Origin of the sequence: Nocardia sp. CA-107356, from assembly GCF_050946365.1 — a bacterium.
Taxonomy (GTDB): Bacteria; Actinomycetota; Actinomycetes; order Mycobacteriales; family Mycobacteriaceae; genus Nocardia.
In genome coordinates, this window is record NZ_CP191992.1 from 1,572,571 (window position 1) to 1,595,146 (window position 22,576).

The following is a 22,576-nucleotide window of genomic DNA, read 5'->3' on the forward strand; positions in this document are numbered from 1 at the left end:
TGGCCGTTGGAGTTCTGCCGTACATCGAAGATCCGCGTGTCGATCGAGTCGGGGACCACATGATCGGGGTGTGGAGAAGTCTTCGGCGGAGGCGTCGTTCTGCCCGCTGCGGATCCTTGAATCCAGTGGACACAGTACGAGTGTGAACTCGTCGAGTCGGCCAGTGTCCAGTAGTGCTCTACCCGAATTCCTCGCCGCCCGATAATGGGGGAGCGGGTAAGATTCTGCTGGTCAGGCCGGGTTCGGTGGATTTCTGGACTCGGTGCGGTCGTGCATGATCGGACGGTGTGGATAGCAAGGATTAATTGTGAGACACCATTTTCGGAGGACCAATCATGTCTCGTTACTCTCGTCTTATCGCCGCAATGTGTGCGGGATTTGCCGCGGCACTGGCAGTCGCCGCTGGTGCGCAAGCCGAGCCGGATGACCCGGGCATCCCCTGCGGGTCCAACATGGTCTACAACACTCATCGCGAATGCGTACCCGTCGGCAGCTTCTGTACGTTGTCGGATGGCATGATAATCGGGACCATCGGGCCCGATGGCCGTTGCGTCATCCCCGGTATGAATACCTGAACGGCGACGTCGTCGAATTCCCCTGTGACACCTAATTTTGGTCAGGTGCAGGTGATTTCGGGTAATGGGCGTGAAGATACCGGGGGTTCATCGGGTCACGGGGTCGGCGGATTACCGGCCTCGGGGGTACATCGTTACTACGGTGCCGTCGGTGTTGGCGGCGAGGTATGCGCCACCATAGTCGTCGGTTAGGTAGACCATGACGGTTGGCTGATTGTTGTTGAAGGTCCAGGATGGGTCGACGATTACGTAGCGGAGGGTTGGGGTGGGGATGCCGAGGCTTTCGTCGGCGGTGCGGAGCAGGGTCGGGAGGATATCCCAGTTGATCGAGCTCAGCTTTACCGTGGCGGCGTCGGAGAGTGCGCCGCCCGCGCCTTTTCGGGTGGCTGTTCCGTCGCGGTAGACGAACAGGTCGAAGAGGGTGGGTTTGTTCTTGACCGGGGCGCCGACGTTGGCGTAGGTCGGGTAGAAGGTTGCCTCGTTGAATTCGTCACTGCCGGAGATATTTTCGAGTGCGGTGATCGCCTGGCGGATACCGCTCGGGGTGAGGAGGTCGACGGAGTTTCCGGGTACGGGTGCCGACGTCGAGCCGGTGGATCGGGTCGTGGGTGCAAGGCTGCCGGTTGCCGGGGGAGTGCTCGGAATGGCCTGGCTTCCGGTTGAATCGGGTCGCAGCGCGACGATCACCATGGCGGCGACGACTGCGGTGACGGCAATGGCCGCGGCGAGTCCGATAACGACTCCGCGCGAAAGTGGTTTGCGCGCAGAATGATTCATAGATAGGTGAGGTGCCGAGTTGTGCACGCCGCCCGGTCCGTGGGGTGCGCCGGGGCGGTGCGTACCGACTCCACCAGGCAGGTTGGCCGCGCCAGGTGCATTGAACCCACCCGGTGCGTTACCCGCGCCCGGGGTATCGAACGAGCCCGGCGAGCTGGCTGCGCCCGGAGCGTGGATCGCGCCTGGAGAGTCGAACCCGCCGGGGGTATTGAAGGCACCTGGTGCATTACCTGCGCCGGGGGTATCGAACGCGCGCGGCGAGCTGGTTGCGCCCGGAGAGTTCAACGCGCCAGGAGCACTGAACGCACCCGGTGCGTCACCTGCGCCAGGGGTATCGAACGCGCCTGGTGAACGAGCTGTTCCCGGAGACTTGACCGTGCCGGGGGTGCTGAATGCACCCGGTACATCGGCCGCGCCGGGAGCGTTGACCGCGCCCGGTGAATTGACCGCTCCTGGAGCACTGAACGCATCGGCCCCGGAACCACCGACCCCATCGGACCGATTGAACATTCCTGCCGCACCGATACCCCCGGGCGCGCCAATAGCCTGCGCAAGCATCCGATCCACCTGCTCGGCAGTCGGCCGACGACTCGGATCGGGTACGAGCAGCGCCGCGAGCACGGCTGTCAAAGCCCCGGCTCGCTTCGGCGGCGGAACCTCACCTCTGATGACGGCCGCCAGCGTGGCGACGGTCGACTCACGCCGCATCGGGTGAAACCCCTCCACCGCGACATAGAGCACCAGACCGAGCGACCATAGATCGGACGCCGGATGTCCCTCCTGACCGCTCAGCCGTTCCGGCGCGACATAGTCCAGCGAGCCCACCACACTGCCGGTGGAGGTCAATCCGTTCATGCCATTGATCGCCGCGATACCGAAATCGGTCAATACCGGTGAACCATCTTCGCGCAGTAGCACATTCGCGGGTTTGATATCGCGGTGCAGCACACCCACCTGGTGTGCGGCGCGCAGGGCGGCGAGGATGCCGCGGCCGAGCTGCGCCACTGGGGTGGGCGGCAGCGGTCCACGGGCCAGATGATCGGCGAGACTCTGCCCGCGAACCAGTTCCATCACGATCCATGGATGTGCCACTTCGGGCGAATCCACGATGTGGTGGATGGCGACGACATTCGGATGGCCGATCCGAGCCAGCGCCCTGGCCTCGCGCAGGACCCGCTCACGGTGCACGCCGGGTGAACTGCCCGCATCATCGGCTTCCGCCCGTACCTCTTTCAGCGCGACCTCGCGATGCAGCGCGAGGTCATACGCCCGCCACACCGTCCCCATCCCGCCGCTGCCGAGCGGCTCGAGCAACTCGAAACGCCCGTCGACCACTGTCCGCCCGGAAATCACGGCGCAAGCCTATGTGCATTGCCGCACCCACGCGACATGCGTGTTTCACATGGGGCGCAACATCATCGATCGGCGGGGTGGGGCAGTCCAGTCCAGGGCTGCACGACCTGAGAATTCACCTCCGCGGGCAGCGGCGCGGATGGTGCTTCGCGAGGGACTTCGCTGCGGGTATTGAGCCAAGCTCCGACGAACATCAGCGCCGCACCGAGGCCCTGCACGGCGGAGATGGATTCCCCGAGCAGCACCCACGCACAGCTGAGCCCGAAGGCGGGGACGAGGAACATCGCGGCGGACGCGGCGGCCGGACCGACCTGACCGACCGCGCGGTAGTACAGGACATAGGCGAGCGCGGTCGGCAGCATCCCGAGATATACCTGGTTGAGCCAGAATTCGAGATCGAGTTCGGACCACCGCACATCTGCGAGATCCGGTGCGGCGATGAGCCCGAGCGCGAGCGTGCCAGCAGCGGTGGCGTACACGGTGACGGTCCGCGCCGAGAGCCTGGACAAGAGCGGCGCTCCGAAAATCGTATAACTCGCCCAGCAGGCCGCCGCGGCGAGAAAGACGAGATCGCCGAGCAGTCGATGGGATCCGCTCGCCGGAATTCCGAGGAAGAACACACCCGCGCCAGCGATCGCTGTGGTCAGCCCGATCAGACGGATGGGTGATAAGCGGGTACGTCCGAGCAACGCTGTCACGGCAACCGTGAAAATCGGTGCGGCCATGGGCACGATCACACTCCCGTCGGCCGCGGGCGCCAGCGAAAGGCCGAGGAAGAACAGAAAGTTGTAGCCGAACACACCGACGAGTCCGAGCGCGGCGGCGCGCGCGGCATCGACGGCGGGCAGGCGCGGTGGCCGCAGCGCGATGAGCAGCACGACCGTGCCGATCAGGAATCGCAGGAATCCCGCGACCGCATGCGGCACCTCGTTCACCGCGAGCTTCGAGGAGGCGAACGCGCTGCCCCACAACGCCATGACCAGGACCAACAGTAATCGGATACGCACGGATCAATACTCGGCGGGGGGCGCGAACAAGTCTTGAACGCTGGTGCGGCGACAATGGATCGGTGACCGAGCGCGAATGGGTCGACTACCGGCGGATGGCGGACCGGCCGGTCGAGGTCATGCATGCGCATTTCGAACGGCACGTCTACGACCTGCACAGTCACGAGACGTATTCCTTCGGATTGACCGAATTCGGCGCGCAGACCTTCGACTGCCGCGGCGCAACGCGCACCAGTACGGCGGGCATGGTGATGGCCTTCAATCCGGACGAGCCGCACGACGGCCACAGTACGACCGAACTCGGATTCACCTATTGGATCGCCCATATCGGATCCGAGTTGATCACCGATCTGCTCTCCGACCGGGCGGGCCGTCCGACCGGTCTGCCGTTGTTCGCCGATCCGGTGCTGCGGGATCCGGTGCTGTCGGCCGCGCTCGCCAGGCTGTGCGCGAGTCTGATCGGGCCCGCCTCCGAGCTCGCCGCCGATGAGGCACTTGCCGCATCGGTCGCGGCGTTGGTGCAGCGTGGCACTCGCACACCAGCGAAAACATCAGTCGTGCAGGCTGGTTCGGCAGCCGATATCGCGCGACGGGTCCGTGCCGTACTCCACGATCGGTATCTCGAACCCATCTCCATGGGCGATCTGGCCGAGGCGACCGAGTGCAGCAGGTTCGCGCTGTACCGCGCCTTCCGCGCCAACTACGGACTGGCGCCGAGCGATTACCAACGACTGCTCCGGTTGCGCACAGCCCGCCGATTGATTGCCGCTGGTCGACCGATCGGTCAGGCGGCGGTCGATGCCGGATTCGCCGATCAAGCACATCTGACCCGCTGGTTCCGGCGCTGTTATGGCATCACACCCGGCGTCTATCTCGAGGCCGGATAACAGCTCAGAACTCGACAGGTTCGAGCGTCGCACCGAGGAATGTCACGAAATCCGGTCCCTCGGTGAAGCTTTCGGAGGTCTCCTCGCCGACGTAGACGTCCAGATGCCGCGGGCCGCCGAGACCTGGCGTGAATTCGTCACCGATCCTCCAGGTGGCGGCGCTGAATCTGCTGCACACGCTTTCGGATTCGCTATCGACGGTCCCACAATCGGTGAGCCGCAACCGAGTTCCCGGCTCCAGTTCGTCCGCAGCCGCACTCTCGAACGGGTGCAGCGCCTCGCCGCGGGTATCGCGCGGCTCGGTGTCGAGCCAGAAGCCGACATCATAGGACCAGTTCAGGAATTCGCCCGCGTGGTCGCCGCTGGTGATCCGGCCGGTGCCCTCATCGCGCACCACATCGACGAAATCGCCAGGGAGCGAGCCGATTTCGATATTGGCGTCGGTGCATTCGAGATCGCTGCAACCGCGCACGGTCTCGGATGACCCGGAGTGATAGGACTCGACCGCGGTGTAATAGACCGTCACCGTCCAGCCGTCCCATTCGTCGGTCTCGGTGCTGAGTCCGCAGCCGGAGGCGAGCGGCGACGCCACGAGCAGCGTCGTCGCGATTACCCCGAACCCGAACCTCACCGCAGCGATAATGCCCGACTGTCCGGGCGGTGCGCTACTCAGTACCTGACGGGCGCGGCCAGGGGTTGTCTTCGATGTGTTCGATCGACTCGTTGAAACGGGAGACGAGCTGGCTCAGCTGTGCGATATCGGCGGTATTCCAGTCGGCGACGACCGCTCCGATGCCTTCGTGGCTCTGCTCCCGATCGGCGGCGACCAATTCCAGGCCCTTGGCGCTGGCCCGGATCTTGCGGGCGATGCCGCCCTCCGGATCAGGGACGCGCTCGACCAGGCCCTGCTTCAACATGGCGGCGACCTGCCGGTTGATGGTGGAGATATCGAGTTGGAAGGCCTCCGACAGCTCGCGCAGGCTGAGCGGGGAATCGATCTCCAGCCTGGTCAGGATCAGATACGCCGACCGATCGAGCTGGAATCCCGGCCGCCGCAGCAGCGAGGCGGGGAAGTGCCGGGACAGCAGGGTCAACTCGAAAACGAGGCGGGTGAGCGCTTCGTTGTCTGCGGGACCTGGTTCGGGCATGGCCCACACTATGTCGGCTGAATCACGTCGATAGCAAATTGTGCACGATACATAGGATGTGTACCGTACACATTTATGACTGTTGCAGCCGACGCGTCTCCGACCGTCACCGCGCACGACGCCCGGCGCCGTCCCGCATCCGGCCAGCTCATCGCGACCCTCGGCATGGTCGGTGTCGTCGTATCGCTGATGCAGACGCTGGTCATTCCGATCATCCCCACGTTGCCGACGCTGCTGGACACCTCCGCGTCCAATGCGTCCTGGGTGATCACCGCGACTCTGCTCGCCGGTGCCGTGGCGACCCCGATCAGCGGCCGACTCGGCGATATGTTCGGCAAGCGGCGAGTTCTTTTCGCCAATCTGGTGTCGCTGGTCGCCGGTTCGGTGGTCTGCGCGCTGTTCTCCTCGCTGGTTCCCGAAATCATCGGGCGCTCGCTACAGGGTGCGGCCGTCGGTGCGATCCCCCTCGGCATCAGCATCATGCGCGACGAATTGCCTGCTGAGAAGGTGGGCTCCGCGATGGCGATCATGAGCGCGACGCTCGGTGTCGGCGGTGCGCTCGGCCTGCCGCTCGCGGCGGCGATCGCGCAGAACGCGGACTGGCACATGCTGTTCTGGACCGCGGCCGGACTCGGCGTCGTTTGTGCGGCACTGGTTTTCGTCTTCGTGCCGGAGTCGCCGGTGCGCACACCGGCGCGGTTCGACTTCGGTGGTGCCCTCGGGCTGTCGATTGCGTTGCTGTCGTTGTTGATTCCGATCACCAAGGGCGCGGACTGGGGTTGGGGCAGTGCGAGCATCCTCGGCCTGTTCGCGCTGTCGGCGGTGGTGTTCCTCATCTGGGGCTTCTTCGAACTGAAGCAGCGCTCGCCATTGGTCGACCTGCGGGTCTCGGCGCGACCGCGCGTGCTGTTCACCAACTTCGCTTCCATCGCGGTCGGGTTCGCCCTCTACGGCATGTCGCTGACCTTCCCGCAGCTGATGATGGCGCCGGAGCAGACCGGATACGGTTTCGGCCTGTCCATGGTCAACGCCGGATTGGCGCTGGCCCCGACGGGATTCGTGATGATTCTGCTGTCACCGGTGTCCGCGCGACTTTCGGCCGCCCGCGGCCCGAAGGTCACGCTCGCGCTCGGCTCGGCGGTGATCGCGGTCGGCTACCTGTGCGCCGTGGTGCTGATGAACAGCGTCTGGGAGCTCATGGTGGCGGCAATGATCGTCGCGGGTGGTGTCGGCCTGGCCTACGCCGCGATGCCCGCGCTGATCATGGGCGCGGTCCCGGTTACCGAGACCGCAGCGGCCAATGGCCTCAACTCGCTGATGCGTTCGATCGGCACGTCCACCTCCTCGGCTGTGATGAGTGTGGTGCTGGCGCATATGACGATGCAGCTCGGCCCGCACGTGTTCCCTTCGCGCGACGGTTTCCACACCACCTTCCTGATCGCGACCGCCGCCGCGCTGGTCGCGATCGTGCTCACACTGATCATTCCGATGCGCAAGGCAGCGGATGCCGCCGATAAGGCCGGGCACGCCTGATCATCGGGCGCGCGCGCCCGAACGGCCTCGGGGCCGATCCTCAACGGCGAGGATCGGCCCCGTTGTCGTCGGGAACTCCGGCGGCGAATTCGGCGAACCGGGCGGCGATCCGGTCCGGAAACTCGCCATTGATGGCGTGCGACGCCTGCGGCCACACCTCCACCTGAGCGCCCGGAATGGTCCGCGCGGTCGCGGCAGCGCGCTCGGCATCGTGAACAATGCTGCGCCCGCCCAATATTGCGAGCACCGGCACTGTGATGGCCGTGAGTTCGGCTTCGGTCGGCCGCGCTGGCATGGGCTGCGCTCCGGTGAAATCGCGCATGCCCGAAGCGATCAGACGCCCCTCCGGTACCGAATCATCGGCACGGGCACCGCCGGAGATCCAGCTCAATAGCCAGTAGCGCACCTGCATCGGCAAACCGGGAATGACGCTACCGAGCGATACCGTGATCATCTTCCAGGTCAGCGGCGCAAAGGTATTCGCGGGATCGAGCAGTGTCACCGAGGCGACGCATTCGGGGCGATGGATGGCCACCTGGGCGGCGAGCCAGCCGCCGATGCTCACACCGAGCAGATGCGCGCGCGCGAGCCCGAGCCCCGCAAGTGCCTCGGCGACCCACGCGGCCTGATCTGGCGCACTGACCAGCGGTTTGCGTTGGGTGCTCGCGCCGGGCTCGCCGATGCTGTCGATCGACCACACAGTGCGCTCGGCCAGCAGCCCGGGCAGATTCGCCCGCCACATCGGTGTCGACGCCTGCCGACCGGACAGCAGCACCAGCGGTGTCCCGCCCTTATCGCCGAAGCGATAGCCGCGCACCGGCCCGAACTCGGTGGATACGGCCACGCGCTCGACCGGTTCCGGCAGCTGCGCCATGCCGTCGCGATAGGCCGCAGCGAAGCGGTCGAAACCCGCTCGGCTCGCGAAGTATCCGACCTTCTCGCTGGGCTTACCGATATTGGGCTGGAGGAACAACTCGTCGGACGTCATCGCTTCGACCCTAGCCGCGGGTCGAGCGCCATGCCATTGACCTTGTGGGCATATCGGATCGGTCGATTCGATCACGCTAGGGTGCCAGTTCCACCGACTCGGTGTAGCGGCGCGCGAGCGTGCGCAGATGTGCGACCAACTCGGGCGGGCCGTCGACTCGGAAGTCCATCATCAGCATGCTCAGGTAGATGGCAATGGTCTCCAGGGCATCCGCGCCGGTCAGCAGGATGCAGGTATCGGCATCGACCGCCTCAACCACGCCAACGGCCGGGTTGATGCGGGCGATCACCGTCTCCGCGGGGGCCAGGACCGTCACGCGAGCGTGCACTTTCCATCCGGTGGTGGCGATATCGCGCATGACGAAGGCAACCAGGTCGTCATCGGGCAGTGATCGCGCGGCGAACCGCCGCGATCCCGGCACTGCCCGCTGCACCTGGGCGACGGGAATCGCACGCCAGGAGTGGGTTTCGAGGTCGTAGGCAACCAGATACCAACGACGCTGCCAGTTGATCAGCCGGTAGGGCTCGATGTCGTTGTCCGCATCGGTATCCAGACCGATCAGCACGGTGGCGCCATCGCGAATAGCGCTGGCGAGGGTGGTGAGCACGGCGGTGGGGACGGGGGCGTCCGGTTCGCGTGAACCGGTGGTCGCCGGTCCGATCGCGGTGGCGTTGCGCAGCGCGGTTACCTTGCGCTGCAAGCGTTTCGGCAGGATCTGTTCGAGTTTCGCCAGCGCGCGGGCAGCGTTGTCGGTGATATCGGCGATGCCGGTGGAGCCGTCCTCGGCCAGGCCGATCGCCACGGCCACCGCGACCGCCTCATCGTCATCGAGCAGCAGCGGTGGCATGGTGGTGCCGCGACCGAGCCGGTAGCCACCGATCGCGCCTCGCTCGGCGTGTACCGGATAGCCGAGTTCGCGTAGTCGCTGAATATCGTTGCGCAGTGTGCGGTCGGTGATGTCCAGCCGTTCGGCCAGCTCACGGCCGGTATGCGCACGGTCCTGCAGCAGCGATAGCAAGCGCAGGACTCGCGTTGTGGTGGCCGCCACTGTCGCCTCCCCAAATCTTTTCGAACGAAGCCGAGATATTAGGAACGAAAATAGCCTAATGGCCTCATAGGCTTGGTGACATCAGCAAGAAGCGCACCGCACAATCCGAAAGGCCCGCAATGAACCTCACCGCCACCGCCACCGCCGCCATCGCGACCCTCAGCCCCGTCTGGCGCGAGGCCCTTTCCTCCTCCTACCGTGCGCTGGCCGATATCGTCGCCGGTATCGGCGACGATCAGTGGCACCTGCCGACCCCGTGCTCGGAATGGGATGTCACGCAGGTGATTCAGCACGCCGCCGGCGATCAGCTCGCCTATGCCAAGGCGCTCGGTATCGGAAACGGCCCCGCCGACAACCCCTTCGCCCCCTCCGGCGCCATCGAGGGCACGGCCGCCGAACTGGTGCGCGATGCGATCGAGCAGACCTCGGCCGCCTGGGCATCGGTTTCCGATGAGACCGAAACCGTCCCCACCCCGCTGCCGCACGGCGCGCTGCCGACCCCGGTCGCCGCGGTCATGTGCGCACTGGACGCCGCCGTGCACGCCTGGGATATCGCGATCGCCACCGGACAGGCGTCCCCGTTGAACGACGAACTCGCTGGCCAGCTGCTCACCGCGGCGCGGACCGCGAACCCGGCGCCGGGCGGCGGTCCGGAAGCGGAAATCGTTGAGCCGCTGCGTCAGTGGGGTGCCTATGCCGCGATCGTCGATGGCGAGGCGGGCGATACGGTGGTCGACGAACTGCTGCGCTACCTGGGGCGTGATCCGCAAGCATGATCCGGCCGGGGCCTCGGCCCCACTCCGGTCAGCGAGCGGTGACGAACCCCTCGGCGACCATCCAATCCCTAGCTACCTCGGCAGGTTCGCGGCCATCCACGTCGACCTGGCGATTCAATTCGGTGATCGCCTCGTTCGTCAGCTTCTCGGAGATCGGTGCCATGATGTCCGCGACCTGGGGGTGGGCGTCGGCGAAGGACTTGCGCATCACCAGCGCCGCATTGTATTTCGGGAAGAATCCGAGGTCGTCCTTCAGCAGGACGAGTCCGAGGGCCGGAATTCGGCCATCGGTGGCGGCGACCGAACCGAACCGACACTGCTTCGCATCGGCGGTGGCCTGATAGACCACCGCGTCCTGCACGATCTGCTTGTGCACCTTGCCGACATCGATCCCGTACTTGCGCGCCATGCCGGGATAGCCGTCTTGGCGCACATTGAATTCGGTGCCGACACACGTCGCGGCGGCAGCCGGATCGGTGCTGATCAGCCGGGCATAGTCGGATAGTGTGACAACACCGGTCTCCTTCGCGGTGGCGGCGCTCATCACCAGCGCGTAGGTGTTGTTCATCGGCGCCATATCCGTCCACACGATGCCGTGCGCGGCCAGGTCGGCGTCGCGGACCGCCTCGAACTGACCGACCTCATCGGGGACCGGTTTCTCGTTGCCCAGATAGTTGATCCAGCCGGTGCCGGTGTATTCGTAGGAGATATCGATCTGTCCGTGCAGCTGGGCATCGCGAACACTATTGGAGCCCTGGATATTCGTCAGATCGCGGACCTGCGCACCCGCTGCGGACAGGGCGAATTCGATGAGGTATCCGAGGATGTTCTGCTCGGTGAAATCCTTGGAGCCCACCGTGATCGCCACACCGTCGAGTTCCGGCACCGGACGGATACTGCCGGGGCCCACCCGAAGCGGGACCGCGCTGCCCGACTGTAATCCGCAGCCGCCCAGCACGAATACGGCTGCGATGGCGAGTATCCACGCCCTCACTTCAACCCCCTCGGACCGAGATACTGTTCGGCCAACGCACCCAGCCAGTCGACGAGCAGCGCCAGCGCGACCGCCAGCACGGCTCCGACCACCAGCGTGACGTTATCGCGCAGCTTGTACCCGGTATCGATCAGAATGCCGAGACCGCCCGCGCTCACCAGGAACGACAGCGTCGCGGTACCGACGGCCAGCACGAGTGACGTGCGCAGCCCGGCCAGAATGTAGGGAATGGCGAGCGGAAATTCGATGCGGCGCAACACCGTGAGAGCCGACATGCCCTGGCCGCGCCCGGCATCGATGACCGCGCTATCCACCTGCTGGTAGCCCAGAATCGTATTGCGTAGCACCGGAAGCAATGAATAGAACGCGATCGGCGCGACGCCGATCCAGAAGCCGGTGGTACGGGTGGCCAGGTAGAACAGCACGATCAGGCCGATGGCGGGTGCGGCCGCGCCGATATTGGCGATACCGACGAAAAGCGGTGCCAGACGGCGGTATCCGGGCCGAGTGAGCAGCGTACCGAGCGGTACCGCCACCGCGACGACGATCACCACCACCGTCGCGGTGATCAGCACATGCTGCCAGGTGACGGTCGCGATATTGTCTACGCTGATGCTGGCCTGCTGGGTGGCCGTGAGATCACGCCGGAATGCCCACACCAGTACGCCCGCGGTGAGGATCAGCACGAGCGCCGGTTGGACGAGTAGCCGAATCCGTTCGGCCCGACGCAGTGTTGTCGGCGAGGCGCTGGCCGGTGCGGTGGTCGCCGTGGTCATGCCGGCGTGCCCGTTTCCGCGCCCGTGTGCGTTGCGCGCATGGCCGACAGATGACCGACGAGCGTATCGATCGTGATCAACCCCGCGTACTCGCCGCGGCGCCCGGTGACGACCGCCGTCGCGGTCTGCTCGGCGAGCAAGGCCTCCAGCGCATCCTGCAACGTCGACTGCAACGACAGTTGCTCACCGACCGGTGATCCGCTCTCACGCAACGAATTCGCGTGCGCCAGTTGCTCACTCGACACCCAGCGCAGCGGCCGCTGATGCGCGTCGAGAAGCAGCGCCCACGGCCAATCCCGTCCGGCCAGCGCGGCGCGGACGCTATCCACCGAATCGGTCTCGACCGCCGTCGGGCAATCGCCGAGCTCGACATCGCGCACGCGGGTGAGGGTGAGCTGTTTGAGTGAGGCGTCCGCGCCGACGAAACCGGCCACGGTCCGGTCCGCCGGATCGGCGAGGATCGCCGCCGGAGTGTCGTACTGCAGAATGCGGGATTGATTGCCCAGCACCGCGATTCGGTCGCCGAGCTTGACCGCCTCGTTGAAATCGTGGGTGACGAAGACGATGGTCTTGCCCAGTTCGGATTGCAGGCGCAGCAGTTCGTCCTGCAGCAGTCCGCGGGTGATGGGATCGACCGCGCCGAACGGCTCATCCATCAACAGCACCGGTGGATCGGCCGCCAGCGCGCGCGCCACGCCGACGCGCTGCTGTTGACCGCCGGAGAGCTGCCTGGGGTAGCGGTGGCGGTAGGTGTCGGGATCCAGGCCGACCAGATCGAGCATTTCGTCGGTCCGCGCGGCGACCTTCTTGCGGTTCCAGCCGATCAGACCCGGCACTGTCGCAACGTTTTTCGCGACGGTCATATGCGGGAACAGCCCGGCCTGCTGGATCGAATAGCCGATGCCCCTGCGCAATTGGTCCGGATTCACACCCGTGACATCGCGACCGCCGATCGTGATGGTGCCCGAGGTGGGTTCGATCAGTCGGTTGATCATCCGCATGGTGGTGGTCTTACCGCAGCCGGACGGCCCGACGAGTACCACGATTTCGCCGGCCGGGATGGTCAGTGAGACTTGATCGACGGCCGGATCACGTTGTCCCGGATAGCTTTTGGTGAGCGTCGAGCACGATCTCGACGCCGGATACCGCCGATGCCGAACTGTCGCCGCGGGTTTCGGTATCAGTCACGAATTCCCCTAGAGGTGGTGAGACGGCCGACGATGACGAAGATCCCGTCGAGAATCAGCGCGAGCACGACGATCAGGATCGTGCCGACCAGCGCCTGCGGCACCGCGTTCGGGCTGCCGAGCCGGGCCAGGCCGGAGAAGATCAGGTTGCCGAGTCCGGGCCCCTTGGCGTAGGCGGCGATGGCGAGGATGCCCATGATCATCTGGGTGCTGACGCGCATGCCGGTCAGGATCGATGGCCAGGCCAGTGGCAGTTCGATGCGCGCGAGTACCCGCAGCCGATTCATGCCGACCCCGCGCGCGGCGTCGACGATCGCTGGATCCACCGAGGCCAGCCCGATAATGGTGTTGCGCAGAATCGGCAGCAGGGCATAGAGCACCAGCGCGGTGATGGTCGGGCCGACGCCGAGTCCGAGGAATGGAATCAGCAGCCCGAGCAGCGCGAACGACGGCACCGTGAGGATGGCGCTGGCCAGCGCGGTCGCCACCGACGAACCGAACGGGCTGCGATAGACCAGCACCCCGATCAGTACGGCGACGATCGTCGCGATCAGCAACGACTGCACCACGGCCGAGACGTGCAAATACGAGTCGGTGATCAGCTGTGCGCGCCGATGCACTACGAACGTCCACAGTGTGTCCAGGGCGGTACCTCCCCGTTGCCCGATGTCCTCGGAGACTATCGTGTCGGCCGCCCGGCCGGGACAGAAATCGGCCGGTACGGCACGGCAATAGCCAAGTGGCGCTGTGCCTCTGACGAGACTGCCCCGCACCCGGCCCGTTGAAACCAGCCAGCGGGAACCCGGAGGCATCCTCGTTCGTCCTAGTGAGCAAGGGCCGAGCCTCGGCGGCTGGAGGGGGAATATGTCGGAGCAACAGCTGGCGGTCCGGCCGCGCTATTGGTGGCTGGTGCTCGGTGTCGTGGTGGTGACTCTCATTGCGGCGGGTGTGTTCGGTATCCACTGGTGGCAAGACCACTTGACCGACCCCGCCATTGTCGGCGACCGGTTGACGACGTTCCCCGCCATCGACAGATCAACGCTGGATCCGACCCGAGGCCGGATCGTCACGGTGCTCGAGCATGAGTTCGACTCTCCCGGTGACGGCCCCGAATACGCTGAGGGAGTTGACGAGCCGTGGTGCGCCGACTTCGTCAGCTGGGTGCTGCGGGAGGCGGGTGCGCCGCTGACCAACCCGAATTCCGGATCGTGGCGGATTCCGGGTGTGTACACGCTGCAGGAGTACTACCAGGGCGCGGGTCGTTTCGTGCCGATCGGTTCGGAATATCAGCTGCACACCGGTGACGTGCTGCTTTACAGTGAGCAGAGCCCCTTCGGTCAGCACACGAATATCGTCCTCACGGCCGATGAGACAACCGTGACGACCATCGGGGGCAACGAGTTCGGCGGGGTCTCGATTCACCGCTTCACGCTGGCCGAGGCGCCCGGGGTGGTCGGATTCGGCCGGCTGTGAATAGTGTTGCGGCTCAGCCGGTCCGCTTAGTGCGTGTGCACCGTCGGCGGGTCCTGCGGCAACACTTACCATTGACCCGACGGCGCCCGGCAGCGCCGTCGCTCGGTCCCTGTCCTGCTACCCCCTCATCAGCAGGACAGGGACCTCTGGATCGGCCCGACCTCCCCGAAATGTGCGTCGCGTACCGTGTCGGATGTCCGTTGAGAGGTGAGGGTTCCGGAAACTCTGATGCTGCCGACCGAGGAAACGACCGGCGATCCCGAGTGGATCGACTATGCCGAATTCGGGGAACGATTCGTCACCCACGCGGTGACGGCGGAGCGGATCGAGGCGGCCGTCTCCGCGATGACCGGACGGGGCGTGAAGATCGGCCCGTTCTCCCTCGGACCAGCGGGTTTGGCCGGGTTCGTCGCTGAGGGCAAGGTCGGCAAACCGGTCATTCTGCGCAACGGCCCGCATATCACGTTCGAGGTCACCGTGCCGCTGTCGATGGCGGTGAAGGTCACCCTCGGCGGCCGGAAATTGCGGCTGGAGGCAGTCGCCGAAATCGACCTCACATTGCATGCGCGCACCGCCGATCCGCTGCTCATCGTCATCGATATCCCGCGGATCACCGCCCGCGACGTCAGCTTCGTCCTGCGCGCCCAGACCATCGATGTGGCGTGGGAGTGGTTGCTCGACCCGATCGCCGGGGTGGTGCAGCGCGAGGTCGCCAATCGGGTGAATTCGATGCTGGCCGATCCACAGGCCCGGCGCGGCCGGGTCTTCGACGTCGAAGCCATGATCAATGGTGTCCGTTCCCAGCATGCGACGCGGGTCGGATTCGACTGGATCGGCTACGACGAATTCGGCCACCAGTTCTTCTCGCGCATTGTGACCCGGGATCGGGTCTTCGAATTCGTCGAGCGCGTCGCGGGTCGTCCGATCGAGATCGGACCGCTGCGCACCGGTCCCCGCAACTCCGTGACGGTGACGGTGCAGGGGAGTGTTCGGCTGCCGCAGCTGGCGGATCGGTCCGACGATCCGGTGGCCTTCGACCTGATGCTGCCGGTGAGCCTGGATATCACCGTCGATGTGCTCAAGGCCAACCGCTATCGCGCGGACGTGGAGATCCCGCTGGTGCTGACCGCACGGGCGGCCGATCCGTTGCTGATCGTCATTGATGTACCGCCGCCTTCGGCGGATGACCTGCGGCTGGAGTTCAAGGCGCACGGGATGCGGGCCGCGACGCTCGGTGCGCTCGCCGGCATCAAAAAGCAGGTCATCGCGCAGGTGGCGGAGGTTGTGCGCCAGGAGCTGGCGGACACCTCGGACCGGATCATCGATGTGGCCGCGCGGATCGACGGTATCGCGTAGCGCGGATCGACGGCGTCGCCTGGACCAACTCACTTGACGCATGTGGCGAGTGTGAACCATGTTTCCAGTGGGCCTAGCGGTTCCAATGTGAATATGGTGAAATTAGTGCACGTTCGAGGCTCCCGGCGCGCGAGTGGACCTTGGGGAAGGTGCGCCGGGCACGCTACCTGTCCATGTCGGGTTTGCGCGAAGGAGTCCTGCGATGCGTTCCATTTCTGTGTCTCGCCGCCAGCTGTTCGCCTACACCGCCGCGGCCGCCGCCGTCGGGATCGCCGCACCCCGGGCTTCGGCCAGCGGAGTGCTCGGCACGCTCGTCGACTACGCGGGCGGCATTCCCGACGCCAGCGCCATCCGCGACGACGGCCACGTCGGCGTCATCCGCTATGTCTCGGATCGCCGCCCCGGCGCGGAATGGATGGCGGGTAAGCCATTGCGCGCCAGCGAGGTCGACCAGCTGCATGCCGCGGGTCTGACGATCGTGTCGAACTACCAGTTCGGCAAGGGCGCGACCGCCGATTGGCGTGGCGGCATGGAGGCAGGCAAGAAGCACGCGGCACGCGGTCTGGAACTACACCTCGCTGCGGGCGGCCCGGAGAACCACCCGATCTACGCCTCCATCGACGACAATCCGACACCGATCGATTTCGCCAGCATGATCGCGCCGTACATCCTGGGCTGGGAGTCGGTGATCGGCAAGCAGAACGTCGGCATCTACGCGAACGCGCCGACCATCGAACTGGCGCGGGCCGCGGGCCTGGGCTCCTGGTACTGGCAGCACAATTGGGGCACGCCGAAGGGCTTCGTACACCCATCCGCCCATCTGCACCAGATCGAGATCGACAAGCGCGCCATCGATGGCATCGGCGTCGACGTCAATGACATCCTCGCCGCCGAATACGGCCAGTGGTGAAGACTTTCGAGGTCATGTAGTTCCGGCGAATGCCGGAACAGACCAACTGAATTCGGAAGAACATGGGTAAATCGTCGGGTACGTCCAAATCCGACCAGATATCTGACGTAGGACCTGAATGTAACTTCGGTGGCACCTACCGGTATGGCCTAAGTATTCAGGGAGGCGGTCAAGTCTGGCAGTGGCCGGTGGCGGCGACGCGGAGTTCGGGTTCGTCGTCGGGGACTACCCGCAGGGTGGGGCGGTTGTCGGGGGCCTCGTGGTCGCCGCGCCAGGAGAATAGGGACCAGCGGGACATGCCGGAGAAGGCGGAGCCGAGGCTGCCGATCGAGAACGACGAGATCGCCGAGCCGAACGACCCGACGGCACCGATCGATAGGATCGAGCCCACGCTGCCGATCGAGAGGATCGAGTAGGCGGAGCCGATGGACAGGATCGAGCCTTCCGAGCGGATGGACAGGATCGAACGGCGCGAACGCCTGCTCCGGATCGAATGAGCCGGGTGGGTCGCGGGACGGGACCGAAGCGAATCATCGACAGTCGCCATGGCTTTGGTCTACCACAGACGGTGCGCTATCGCGACGGTTCGCACAACGTGTCGACAGCAGCGAAGCCCGGTGACCTTGCATAGGCCACCGGGCTTCGAAGCGAGAATCAAGAGACGGTGAAGAAGCCCAGCGTCGGCAGGAACGAGCAGGTCCGCGGGTCGGCATCGTCGGCCTTGGTGGTCAGCGAGCCGCCGACGACGGCGACAACCCGGCCCGAACCGGTATCGGCGATCGCCGAGAGGGTGGCCGGACCGTCCGGGTTGATCTTCGCCTCGTCGGTGAGCGGCAGGACGCCGGACCGGCGGGTGTCGAGGTTCAGCCACTGGACCGTCATCGGCGGATTCTGCTCCGGCGTCGGCGACTTGGTGCCGAGCGCGGTGAAGACGAATCCGGCCTGACCGGCCTGTGGTCCCGGCGGCGGCAGGGTGGCCGGGCCGGGTACGGCGAGCGCGGTACCGATGGAATCGGCGCCGGGGCCGATGCAACCCTTGCCGATGGTCGGGTAGAGGAACTGGGCGATGACCGGGCCACCCGGCGGGAGCTCCGGGCCGCCGCCACCGCTGCCGTCCAGGAAGGTGATGATCCGTTCCAGCGTGGACTTGATCTGCGGCGGCAGGTTCAGCGTCGCCAGCAGTGCCCGGGCCTGATCGAGGATCGCGTTCTTCGGTGAATCCGCCACCGGTTTGGTGTCCGCGACCGGCTTGGCATCGGCCGGTCCGGCCATGGCGCCGATGATGGCCGGGGCCAATGCGGCGAGTACATCGATCGGGACGCCCTCGGGAACCATGGGAATGGTGTTCCTCGGTGCGACGGGTGCGGGGGCCGGTGCCGCGACTGCCGTCGACGGCGCGGCGAGCGAAGCGCTCGCTGCGATGGCGAGCGCGGACAACATGATCCGCGATCCTCGGGTGCGAAGCACTGGTCTGGCCGTCCTTAACCTCGGGTACATCAGGAGCGATGCAAAAAGCCATCGTTTCGGGGTCACTCTAGGGACATGATCGCCGTGTTGTACAGCCGACGTGCCCCTAATTCTGTTGTGGACGATCAGTGATATCAGACGGTAGCCCTGTCTGATGTTGCCAGAGTGAAAGTTGATGCAAATGTTATCAGTGATGATCGATGCGCGTGGCCTGCCGCGGGTACGGAACCTACCTCCTCCGGGCTCGACAGCTCGCGACTACCCCTCGTCAGCGTTCGGCTCCGTCGCGCGCTGTGGCTTCGGTGCACTCGCTGTCGCTCGCTCACCCCGGTGCGTCCAGGGGATTGGTGGGATCTATCGAGCCGGCGGTTAATCTGGTCAAAGACTTCAGCTCTGTCGCCGAATGCCCGAACCTCGCGGGACCAGGCCGACGACCCGGAACGACTCGAAAGCCTGCGAATTGAATCGAAGCCTCCGATTGGCTGTGCCGGTGCTCGGTCTGTCCGTATTGGCCAGGCTGCTGTGGATGCTGCTGTCGAAGAACGGGATGAACCTCGTCGATCTGCACGTCTATGTCGACGGTTCAGCGGCCCTACTGACCGACCGGCTCTACGACTTCACCTACGCCGAGAAGACTCCCGACTTCCCGCTGCCGTTCACCTATCCGCCGTTCGCGGCGCTGGTTTTCTTCCCGCTGCACTATCTGCCGTTCACGGTGATCGCGGTGCTCTGGCTGCTGGCCATTGTCGCCGCGCTCTATGTCGTGGTGTGGATCGCCTTCGAATTGATCCTCGGTAAGGAGCGGATGCGCGAGCCACAGTGGCGCACCGCCGCCGTCTGGTGGACCGCGATCGGCATCTGGATGGAGCCGGTGCGGACCACGATCGACTATGGCCAGGTCAATGTGTTCCTGGTACTCGGGGCCATGCTCGCGGTGCGCAGTTCGCGCTGGTGGCTATCCGGCGGGCTGATCGGTGTGATCGCGGGAATCAAACTGACGCCAGCGATTTCGGGTCTGTACTTCGTGGCCCGGCGGCGCTGGGGCACCGCGGTGTGGTCGGCGGCGGTGTTCGGTGCGACGGTCGGGGTCAGCTTCCTGATCAACCACAAGGAAGCGAAGCGGTACTTCGGCACGCTGCTCGGTGACGCCGACCGGATCGGTCCGGTCGGCTCGGTCTGGAACCAGTCGCTGCGCGGTGCGCTGAGCCGTCTGCTCGGCTATGACGTCCAATCCGGGCCGTGGTGGATGGCGGCCGTCGTCGTGGTCGCCGTGTCGGCCTTCTTCGCTTGGCGCGCACTTGGTCCCGACGACCGGTTGGGCACCCTGATCGTCGTGCAGTTGTTCGGGCTGATGGTGTCGCCCATCTCGTGGTCGCATCACTTCGTGTGGCTGCTACCCACGGTGATGTGGCTGGTGTACGGACCACTGCGGCAGGCGCCCGGCGCGCGGATACTCGCCGGCTATTGGCTGGTCACCACGTTGATCGGCGTGCCATGGGTACTGTCGTTCGCCCAGCCGTCGATCTGGACCATCTCGCGGCCCGGGGTGCTGTCCTGGCTCGGCACCGTCGACGTGCTCGGCGTGCTGGTCCTCTATGTCTGGGTCATGTGGTCCGGGCGGCTGGTCAATCGGATTGCGCCGCAAGCCGATCTATCTCGCGAGCCAGCGACACGTCCAGCGCAGTGAGTCCGCCCGAGTCGTGGGTCGAGAGTGTGAAGCTCACCCGACGCCAGCGGATATCGATATCGGGATGATGGTTCGCCGCCTCGGCGACTTCGGCGACCTGCCGGATGAGTTCGATGCCCGCGGGGAAGGTCTTGGCCTCGACGGTGCGCGTGATGGTGTCGCCGGAGTGGGTCCAGTCCGGCAGTTGGGTCAAAGCGTCGGTGAGTTCTGCCTCAGTTAATTTGGGAGCGCTCATATCCGAGTTGTACCCCGGGCGCCGGGAAAGCGCCGGGGAATCACGAGGGTGTGGAGAAATCGTCGATTCAGCGGGCGCGGGCCTTCTTCAGGCCCTTCTTCAGTTCCTTACCGCAGCAACCGGCCGCTTCCAGGCGTTTCATCCGCATGATGACAACAGGGCACTTCAAGCAGCGCGTCTTCTTGCGACAGCACTTCTTCTTCGGCTTCAGGCTCGAAACCTGTTTGGCCTTGACCTTGCCCATGGTTGGTTAGCATACCCTTAGCGGAGCTCTGGTCTGCGGTGCATCCGGATACCGGTACTGTGTAACTGGCCGCAATGCCCGGTGAGTATCGATTCTCCACCTGTTTGCAGGGAGCCTGGCGTGAACGTCAGGACCCGGAGGAGGAAGCCTGCGTAACCACGTAGGGTCCCGATCACGCCAACAATGGGCACCGCCGGTATCAGCACCCAACAGCAGGAGGATTGAGGCGTGTCGTCTGCACGCGATTTTCGCAACGTCGCCATCGTGGCCCACGTCGACCACGGTAAGACGACGCTGGTCGACGCCATGCTGCGCCAGTCGGGCGCCTTCGCCGAGCGAGCCGAGCCGGTCGACCGGGTGATGGACTCCGGTGACCTGGAACGCGAGAAGGGCATCACCATTCTCGCCAAGAACACCGCGGTGCACCGGCACCACCCGGACGGTTCGGTCACCGTGATCAATGTCATCGACACCCCCGGCCACGCCGACTTCGGTGGTGAGGTCGAGCGCGGCCTGTCCATGGTCGACGGTGTCGTGCTGCTGGTCGACGCGTCCGAGGGGCCACTGCCCCAGACTCGCTTCGTACTGCGCAAGGCGCTGGCCGCGAAGCTGCCGGTCATCCTGGTGGTGAACAAGACCGACCGCCCCGACGCCCGCATCGAAGAGGTCGTCGAGGAGAGCCACGATCTGCTGCTCGACCTCGCCTCCGACCTGGACGACGAGGCCGCGGAGGCCGCCGAGCTCGCGCTGGATCTGCCGGTTCTCTACGCCTCCGGTCGCGAGGGCAAGGCGTCCAAGGAACGTCCCGAGAACGGCAGCGCGCCGGATGCGGAAAACCTGGACGCGCTGTTCGACGTGCTGATGGAGAACATCCCGGCGCCCAAGGGCGATCCGACCGCGCCGCTGCAGGCGCATGTCACCAACCTCGACGCCTCGGCCTTCCTCGGCCGTCTCGCGCTGGTCCGCATCTACAGCGGTGAACTGCGCAAGGGGCAGAACGTCTCCTGGATGCACGCCGACGGGATCAAGCAGGTCAAGATCACCGAACTGCTGCAGACCATCGGCGTCGAACGCCAGCCCGGTGAGGTAGCGGTCGCCGGTGACATCGTCGCCATCGCGGGTATCCCGGACATCATGATCGGCGACACCCTCGCCGATACCGACAATCCCGTCGCACTGCCGCGCATCACCGTCGACGAGCCCGCCATCTCGGTCACCATCGGCACCAACACCTCGCCGCTGGTCGGCCGGGTGCAGGGCCACAAGCTGACCGCGCGCATGGTCAAGTCGCGCTTGGATTCCGAACTGGTCGGCAACGTCTCGCTGCGCGTGCTCGACATCGGCCGCCCGGACGCCTGGGAGGTGCAGGGCCGTGGTGAGCTGGCGCTTGCCATCCTGGTCGAGCAGATGCGTCGCGAGGGCTTCGAGTTGACCGTCGGCAAGCCGCAGGTGGTCACCAAGCAGGTCGACGGCAAGGTGCACGAGCCCTACGAAGAGCTGACCATCGACTGCCCCGACGAGTACCTCGGTGCGATCACCCAGCTGCTCGCGGCCCGCAAGGGCAAGATGGTGCAGATGAACAACCACGCCGCCGGATGGGTGCGGATGGAGTTCATCGTCCCCTCGCGCGGTCTGATCGGCTTCCGTACCGACTTCCTCACCGAAACCCGCGGCACCGGCATCGCCAACGCGGTCGCGCACGGGTATGCGCCGTGGGCCGGTGAGATTCGGGCCCGTCACACCGGTTCGCTGGTCTCCGACCGCGCCGGTTCGGTGACCCCGTTCGCCATGATCCAGCTGGCCGATCGCGGTCAGTTCTTCGTGGAGCCGGGCGCGGACACCTACGAGGGTCAGGTTGTCGGCATCAACCCGCGCGCCGAGGACCTCGATATCAACGTCACCCGCGAGAAGAAGCTGACCAATATGCGCAGCTCGACTGCCGACGTGATGGAGACGCTGGCCAAGCCGCTGCAGCTCGATCTGGAGGCGGCGATGGAGTTCTGTGCCGTCGACGAATGTGTCGAGGTCACGCCGGAGATCGTCCGGGTGCGCAAGGTCATCCTCGGCGCCACCGAACGTGGGCGCGAGCTGTCGCGACGGAAGGCTCGGGACCGGGCTGCGCTGTAAAGGCATGGGCGAGGCCAAGTAGAGTGCG

General features: G+C 65.6%; 21 protein-coding genes and 1 pseudogene. 8 read left to right on the forward strand and 14 right to left on the reverse strand.

The annotated features are described in order from the left end of the window. Nucleotides 1-686: 686 nt before the first annotated feature. Nucleotides 687-2,705 carry a protein kinase domain-containing protein gene (locus ACQP1G_RS07265; RefSeq protein WP_433199812.1) on the reverse strand — a complete coding sequence of 673 codons (2,019 nt, stop codon included), beginning with the start codon at nt 2,703-2,705 and terminating at the stop codon, nt 687-689. A gap of 62 nt (nt 2,706-2,767) precedes the next feature. Next, the gene (locus ACQP1G_RS07270; RefSeq protein WP_433199815.1) at nt 2,768-3,712 is read right to left on the reverse strand and encodes a DMT family transporter; all 945 of its coding nucleotides are present in this window, start codon (nt 3,710-3,712) and stop codon (nt 2,768-2,770) included. A 62-nt stretch (nt 3,713-3,774) separates the two neighbouring features. Between ACQP1G_RS07270 and ACQP1G_RS07275 the strand changes: the two genes are divergently transcribed. Next, nucleotides 3,775-4,599 carry an AraC family transcriptional regulator gene (locus ACQP1G_RS07275; RefSeq protein ID WP_433199818.1) on the forward strand — a complete coding sequence of 275 codons (825 nt, stop codon included), beginning with the start codon at nt 3,775-3,777 and terminating at the stop codon, nt 4,597-4,599. A gap of 4 nt (nt 4,600-4,603) precedes the next feature. Here the strand turns inward: ACQP1G_RS07275 and ACQP1G_RS07280 are convergent, their stop codons facing one another. After that, nucleotides 4,604-5,230, reverse strand: coding sequence for a hypothetical protein (locus tag ACQP1G_RS07280; RefSeq protein WP_433199821.1), 627 nt, complete (start codon nt 5,228-5,230; stop codon nt 4,604-4,606). Nucleotides 5,231-5,264: 34 nt separating this feature from the next. After that, nucleotides 5,265-5,747 carry a MarR family winged helix-turn-helix transcriptional regulator gene (locus ACQP1G_RS07285; protein WP_433199824.1) on the reverse strand — a complete coding sequence of 161 codons (483 nt, stop codon included), beginning with the start codon at nt 5,745-5,747 and terminating at the stop codon, nt 5,265-5,267. Between the two features lie 75 nt (nt 5,748-5,822). Here ACQP1G_RS07285 and ACQP1G_RS07290 point away from each other — a divergent pair, with 75 nt between their 5' ends. Next, nucleotides 5,823-7,280, forward strand: a complete 1,458-nt coding sequence (locus tag ACQP1G_RS07290) for an MFS transporter (RefSeq protein WP_433199827.1) — start codon at nt 5,823-5,825, stop codon at nt 7,278-7,280. 40 nt (nt 7,281-7,320) lie between these two features. Here the strand turns inward: ACQP1G_RS07290 and ACQP1G_RS07295 are convergent, their stop codons facing one another. Continuing rightward, nucleotides 7,321-8,268 carry an alpha/beta fold hydrolase gene (locus ACQP1G_RS07295; RefSeq protein ID WP_433199830.1) on the reverse strand — a complete coding sequence of 316 codons (948 nt, stop codon included), beginning with the start codon at nt 8,266-8,268 and terminating at the stop codon, nt 7,321-7,323. A gap of 76 nt (nt 8,269-8,344) precedes the next feature. After that, nucleotides 8,345-9,316 carry a helix-turn-helix transcriptional regulator gene (locus tag ACQP1G_RS07300; protein ID WP_433199833.1) on the reverse strand — a complete coding sequence of 324 codons (972 nt, stop codon included), beginning with the start codon at nt 9,314-9,316 and terminating at the stop codon, nt 8,345-8,347. Nucleotides 9,317-9,435: 119 nt separating this feature from the next. Here ACQP1G_RS07300 and ACQP1G_RS07305 point away from each other — a divergent pair, with 119 nt between their 5' ends. Then, entirely contained in the window at nt 9,436-10,092 is a 657-nt protein-coding gene (locus ACQP1G_RS07305; protein WP_433199836.1) for a TIGR03086 family metal-binding protein, read from the forward strand. A gap of 28 nt (nt 10,093-10,120) precedes the next feature. On the opposite strand, the gene ACQP1G_RS07310 is transcribed toward ACQP1G_RS07305, so the two are convergent. The 4 genes and pseudogenes from ACQP1G_RS07310 to ACQP1G_RS07325 all read right to left on the reverse strand — a co-directional run bounded on the left by ACQP1G_RS07310 (nt 10,121) and on the right by ACQP1G_RS07325 (nt 13,693). After that, the gene (locus ACQP1G_RS07310; protein ID WP_433199839.1) at nt 10,121-11,086 is read right to left on the reverse strand and encodes a glycine betaine ABC transporter substrate-binding protein; all 966 of its coding nucleotides are present in this window, start codon (nt 11,084-11,086) and stop codon (nt 10,121-10,123) included. Continuing rightward, nucleotides 11,083-11,862: an ABC transporter permease gene (locus tag ACQP1G_RS07315; RefSeq protein WP_433199842.1), complete on the reverse strand. Its 780-nt coding sequence runs from the start codon at nt 11,860-11,862 to the stop codon at nt 11,083-11,085. The genes ACQP1G_RS07310 and ACQP1G_RS07315 overlap by 4 nt, the downstream gene beginning before the upstream one ends. Next, nucleotides 11,859-13,050, reverse strand: a pseudogene (locus tag ACQP1G_RS07320) (ABC transporter ATP-binding protein). Before ACQP1G_RS07320 ends, ACQP1G_RS07315 begins: the two are co-directional and overlap by 4 nt. After that, entirely contained in the window at nt 13,043-13,693 is a 651-nt protein-coding gene (locus tag ACQP1G_RS07325) for an ABC transporter permease (protein ID WP_433208249.1), read from the reverse strand. Before ACQP1G_RS07325 ends, ACQP1G_RS07320 begins: the two are co-directional and overlap by 8 nt. Nucleotides 13,694-13,913: 220 nt before the next feature. Here ACQP1G_RS07325 and ACQP1G_RS07330 point away from each other — a divergent pair, with 220 nt between their 5' ends. The 3 genes from ACQP1G_RS07330 (at nt 13,914) to ACQP1G_RS07340 (ending at nt 16,788) form a co-directional block, all read left to right on the forward strand. Further along, on the forward strand, nt 13,914-14,522 hold the full coding sequence (locus tag ACQP1G_RS07330) for a CHAP domain-containing protein (RefSeq protein WP_433199845.1): 609 nt from the start codon (nt 13,914-13,916) through the stop codon (nt 14,520-14,522). Between the two features lie 228 nt (nt 14,523-14,750). After that, nucleotides 14,751-15,878 (forward strand): hypothetical protein, encoded by a 1,128-nt coding sequence (locus ACQP1G_RS07335; RefSeq protein WP_433199848.1) that lies wholly within the window; start codon nt 14,751-14,753, stop codon nt 15,876-15,878. Nucleotides 15,879-16,080: 202 nt separating this feature from the next. Next, a complete protein-coding gene (locus ACQP1G_RS07340; protein ID WP_433199851.1) occupies nt 16,081-16,788 on the forward strand; it encodes a DUF1906 domain-containing protein in 708 nt (235 codons plus the stop codon). A gap of 169 nt (nt 16,789-16,957) precedes the next feature. Here the strand turns inward: ACQP1G_RS07340 and ACQP1G_RS07345 are convergent, their stop codons facing one another. Then, nucleotides 16,958-17,335, reverse strand: coding sequence for a hypothetical protein (locus tag ACQP1G_RS07345; RefSeq protein WP_433199854.1), 378 nt, complete (start codon nt 17,333-17,335; stop codon nt 16,958-16,960). A 107-nt stretch (nt 17,336-17,442) separates the two neighbouring features. Next, on the reverse strand, nt 17,443-18,228 hold the full coding sequence (locus ACQP1G_RS07350; RefSeq protein ID WP_433199857.1) for an Rv1157c family protein: 786 nt from the start codon (nt 18,226-18,228) through the stop codon (nt 17,443-17,445). Between the two features lie 430 nt (nt 18,229-18,658). On the opposite strand from ACQP1G_RS07350, the gene ACQP1G_RS07355 reads away from it, so the two are divergent. After that, nucleotides 18,659-19,942 carry a mannosyltransferase gene (locus ACQP1G_RS07355; protein WP_433199861.1) on the forward strand — a complete coding sequence of 428 codons (1,284 nt, stop codon included), beginning with the start codon at nt 18,659-18,661 and terminating at the stop codon, nt 19,940-19,942. On the opposite strand, the gene ACQP1G_RS07360 is transcribed toward ACQP1G_RS07355, so the two are convergent. Both ACQP1G_RS07360 and ACQP1G_RS07365 read right to left on the reverse strand, forming a co-directional pair. Next, the gene (locus tag ACQP1G_RS07360; protein WP_433199864.1) at nt 19,881-20,177 is read right to left on the reverse strand and encodes a 4a-hydroxytetrahydrobiopterin dehydratase; all 297 of its coding nucleotides are present in this window, start codon (nt 20,175-20,177) and stop codon (nt 19,881-19,883) included. The two genes, ACQP1G_RS07355 and ACQP1G_RS07360, sit on opposite strands and share 62 nt — an antisense overlap. Nucleotides 20,178-20,244: 67 nt before the next feature. Further along, nucleotides 20,245-20,421 carry a hypothetical protein gene (locus ACQP1G_RS07365; RefSeq protein WP_433199867.1) on the reverse strand — a complete coding sequence of 59 codons (177 nt, stop codon included), beginning with the start codon at nt 20,419-20,421 and terminating at the stop codon, nt 20,245-20,247. 228 nt (nt 20,422-20,649) lie between these two features. Here ACQP1G_RS07365 and typA point away from each other — a divergent pair, with 228 nt between their 5' ends. Beyond that, entirely contained in the window at nt 20,650-22,548 is a 1,899-nt protein-coding gene (gene typA, locus ACQP1G_RS07370) for a translational GTPase TypA (RefSeq protein ID WP_433199870.1), read from the forward strand. Nucleotides 22,549-22,576: the final 28 nt, after the last annotated feature.

Excerpts from the sequence above, each read along its gene's own strand:
- ACQP1G_RS07285 (WP_433199824.1), bottom strand. The coding sequence starts at position 5,747 with ATGCCCGAACCAGGTCCCGCAGACAACGAAGCGCTCACCCGCCTCGTT.
- ACQP1G_RS07290 (WP_433199827.1), top strand. The coding sequence starts at position 5,823 with ATGACTGTTGCAGCCGACGCGTCTCCGACCGTCACCGCGCACGACGCC.
- ACQP1G_RS07295 (WP_433199830.1), bottom strand. The coding sequence starts at position 8,268 with ATGACGTCCGACGAGTTGTTCCTCCAGCCCAATATCGGTAAGCCCAGC.
- ACQP1G_RS07305 (WP_433199836.1), top strand. The coding sequence starts at position 9,436 with ATGAACCTCACCGCCACCGCCACCGCCGCCATCGCGACCCTCAGCCCC.
- ACQP1G_RS07315 (WP_433199842.1), bottom strand. The coding sequence starts at position 11,862 with ATGACCACGGCGACCACCGCACCGGCCAGCGCCTCGCCGACAACACTG.
- ACQP1G_RS07330 (WP_433199845.1), top strand. The coding sequence starts at position 13,914 with ATGTCGGAGCAACAGCTGGCGGTCCGGCCGCGCTATTGGTGGCTGGTG.
- ACQP1G_RS07335 (WP_433199848.1), top strand. The coding sequence starts at position 14,751 with ATGCTGCCGACCGAGGAAACGACCGGCGATCCCGAGTGGATCGACTAT.
- ACQP1G_RS07340 (WP_433199851.1), top strand. The coding sequence starts at position 16,081 with ATGCGTTCCATTTCTGTGTCTCGCCGCCAGCTGTTCGCCTACACCGCC.
- ACQP1G_RS07345 (WP_433199854.1), bottom strand. The coding sequence starts at position 17,335 with ATGGCGACTGTCGATGATTCGCTTCGGTCCCGTCCCGCGACCCACCCG.
- ACQP1G_RS07350 (WP_433199857.1), bottom strand. The coding sequence starts at position 18,228 with ATGTTGTCCGCGCTCGCCATCGCAGCGAGCGCTTCGCTCGCCGCGCCG.
- ACQP1G_RS07355 (WP_433199861.1), top strand. The coding sequence starts at position 18,659 with ATGCCCGAACCTCGCGGGACCAGGCCGACGACCCGGAACGACTCGAAA.
- ACQP1G_RS07360 (WP_433199864.1), bottom strand. The coding sequence starts at position 20,177 with ATGAGCGCTCCCAAATTAACTGAGGCAGAACTCACCGACGCTTTGACC.
- ACQP1G_RS07365 (WP_433199867.1), bottom strand. The coding sequence starts at position 20,421 with ATGGGCAAGGTCAAGGCCAAACAGGTTTCGAGCCTGAAGCCGAAGAAG.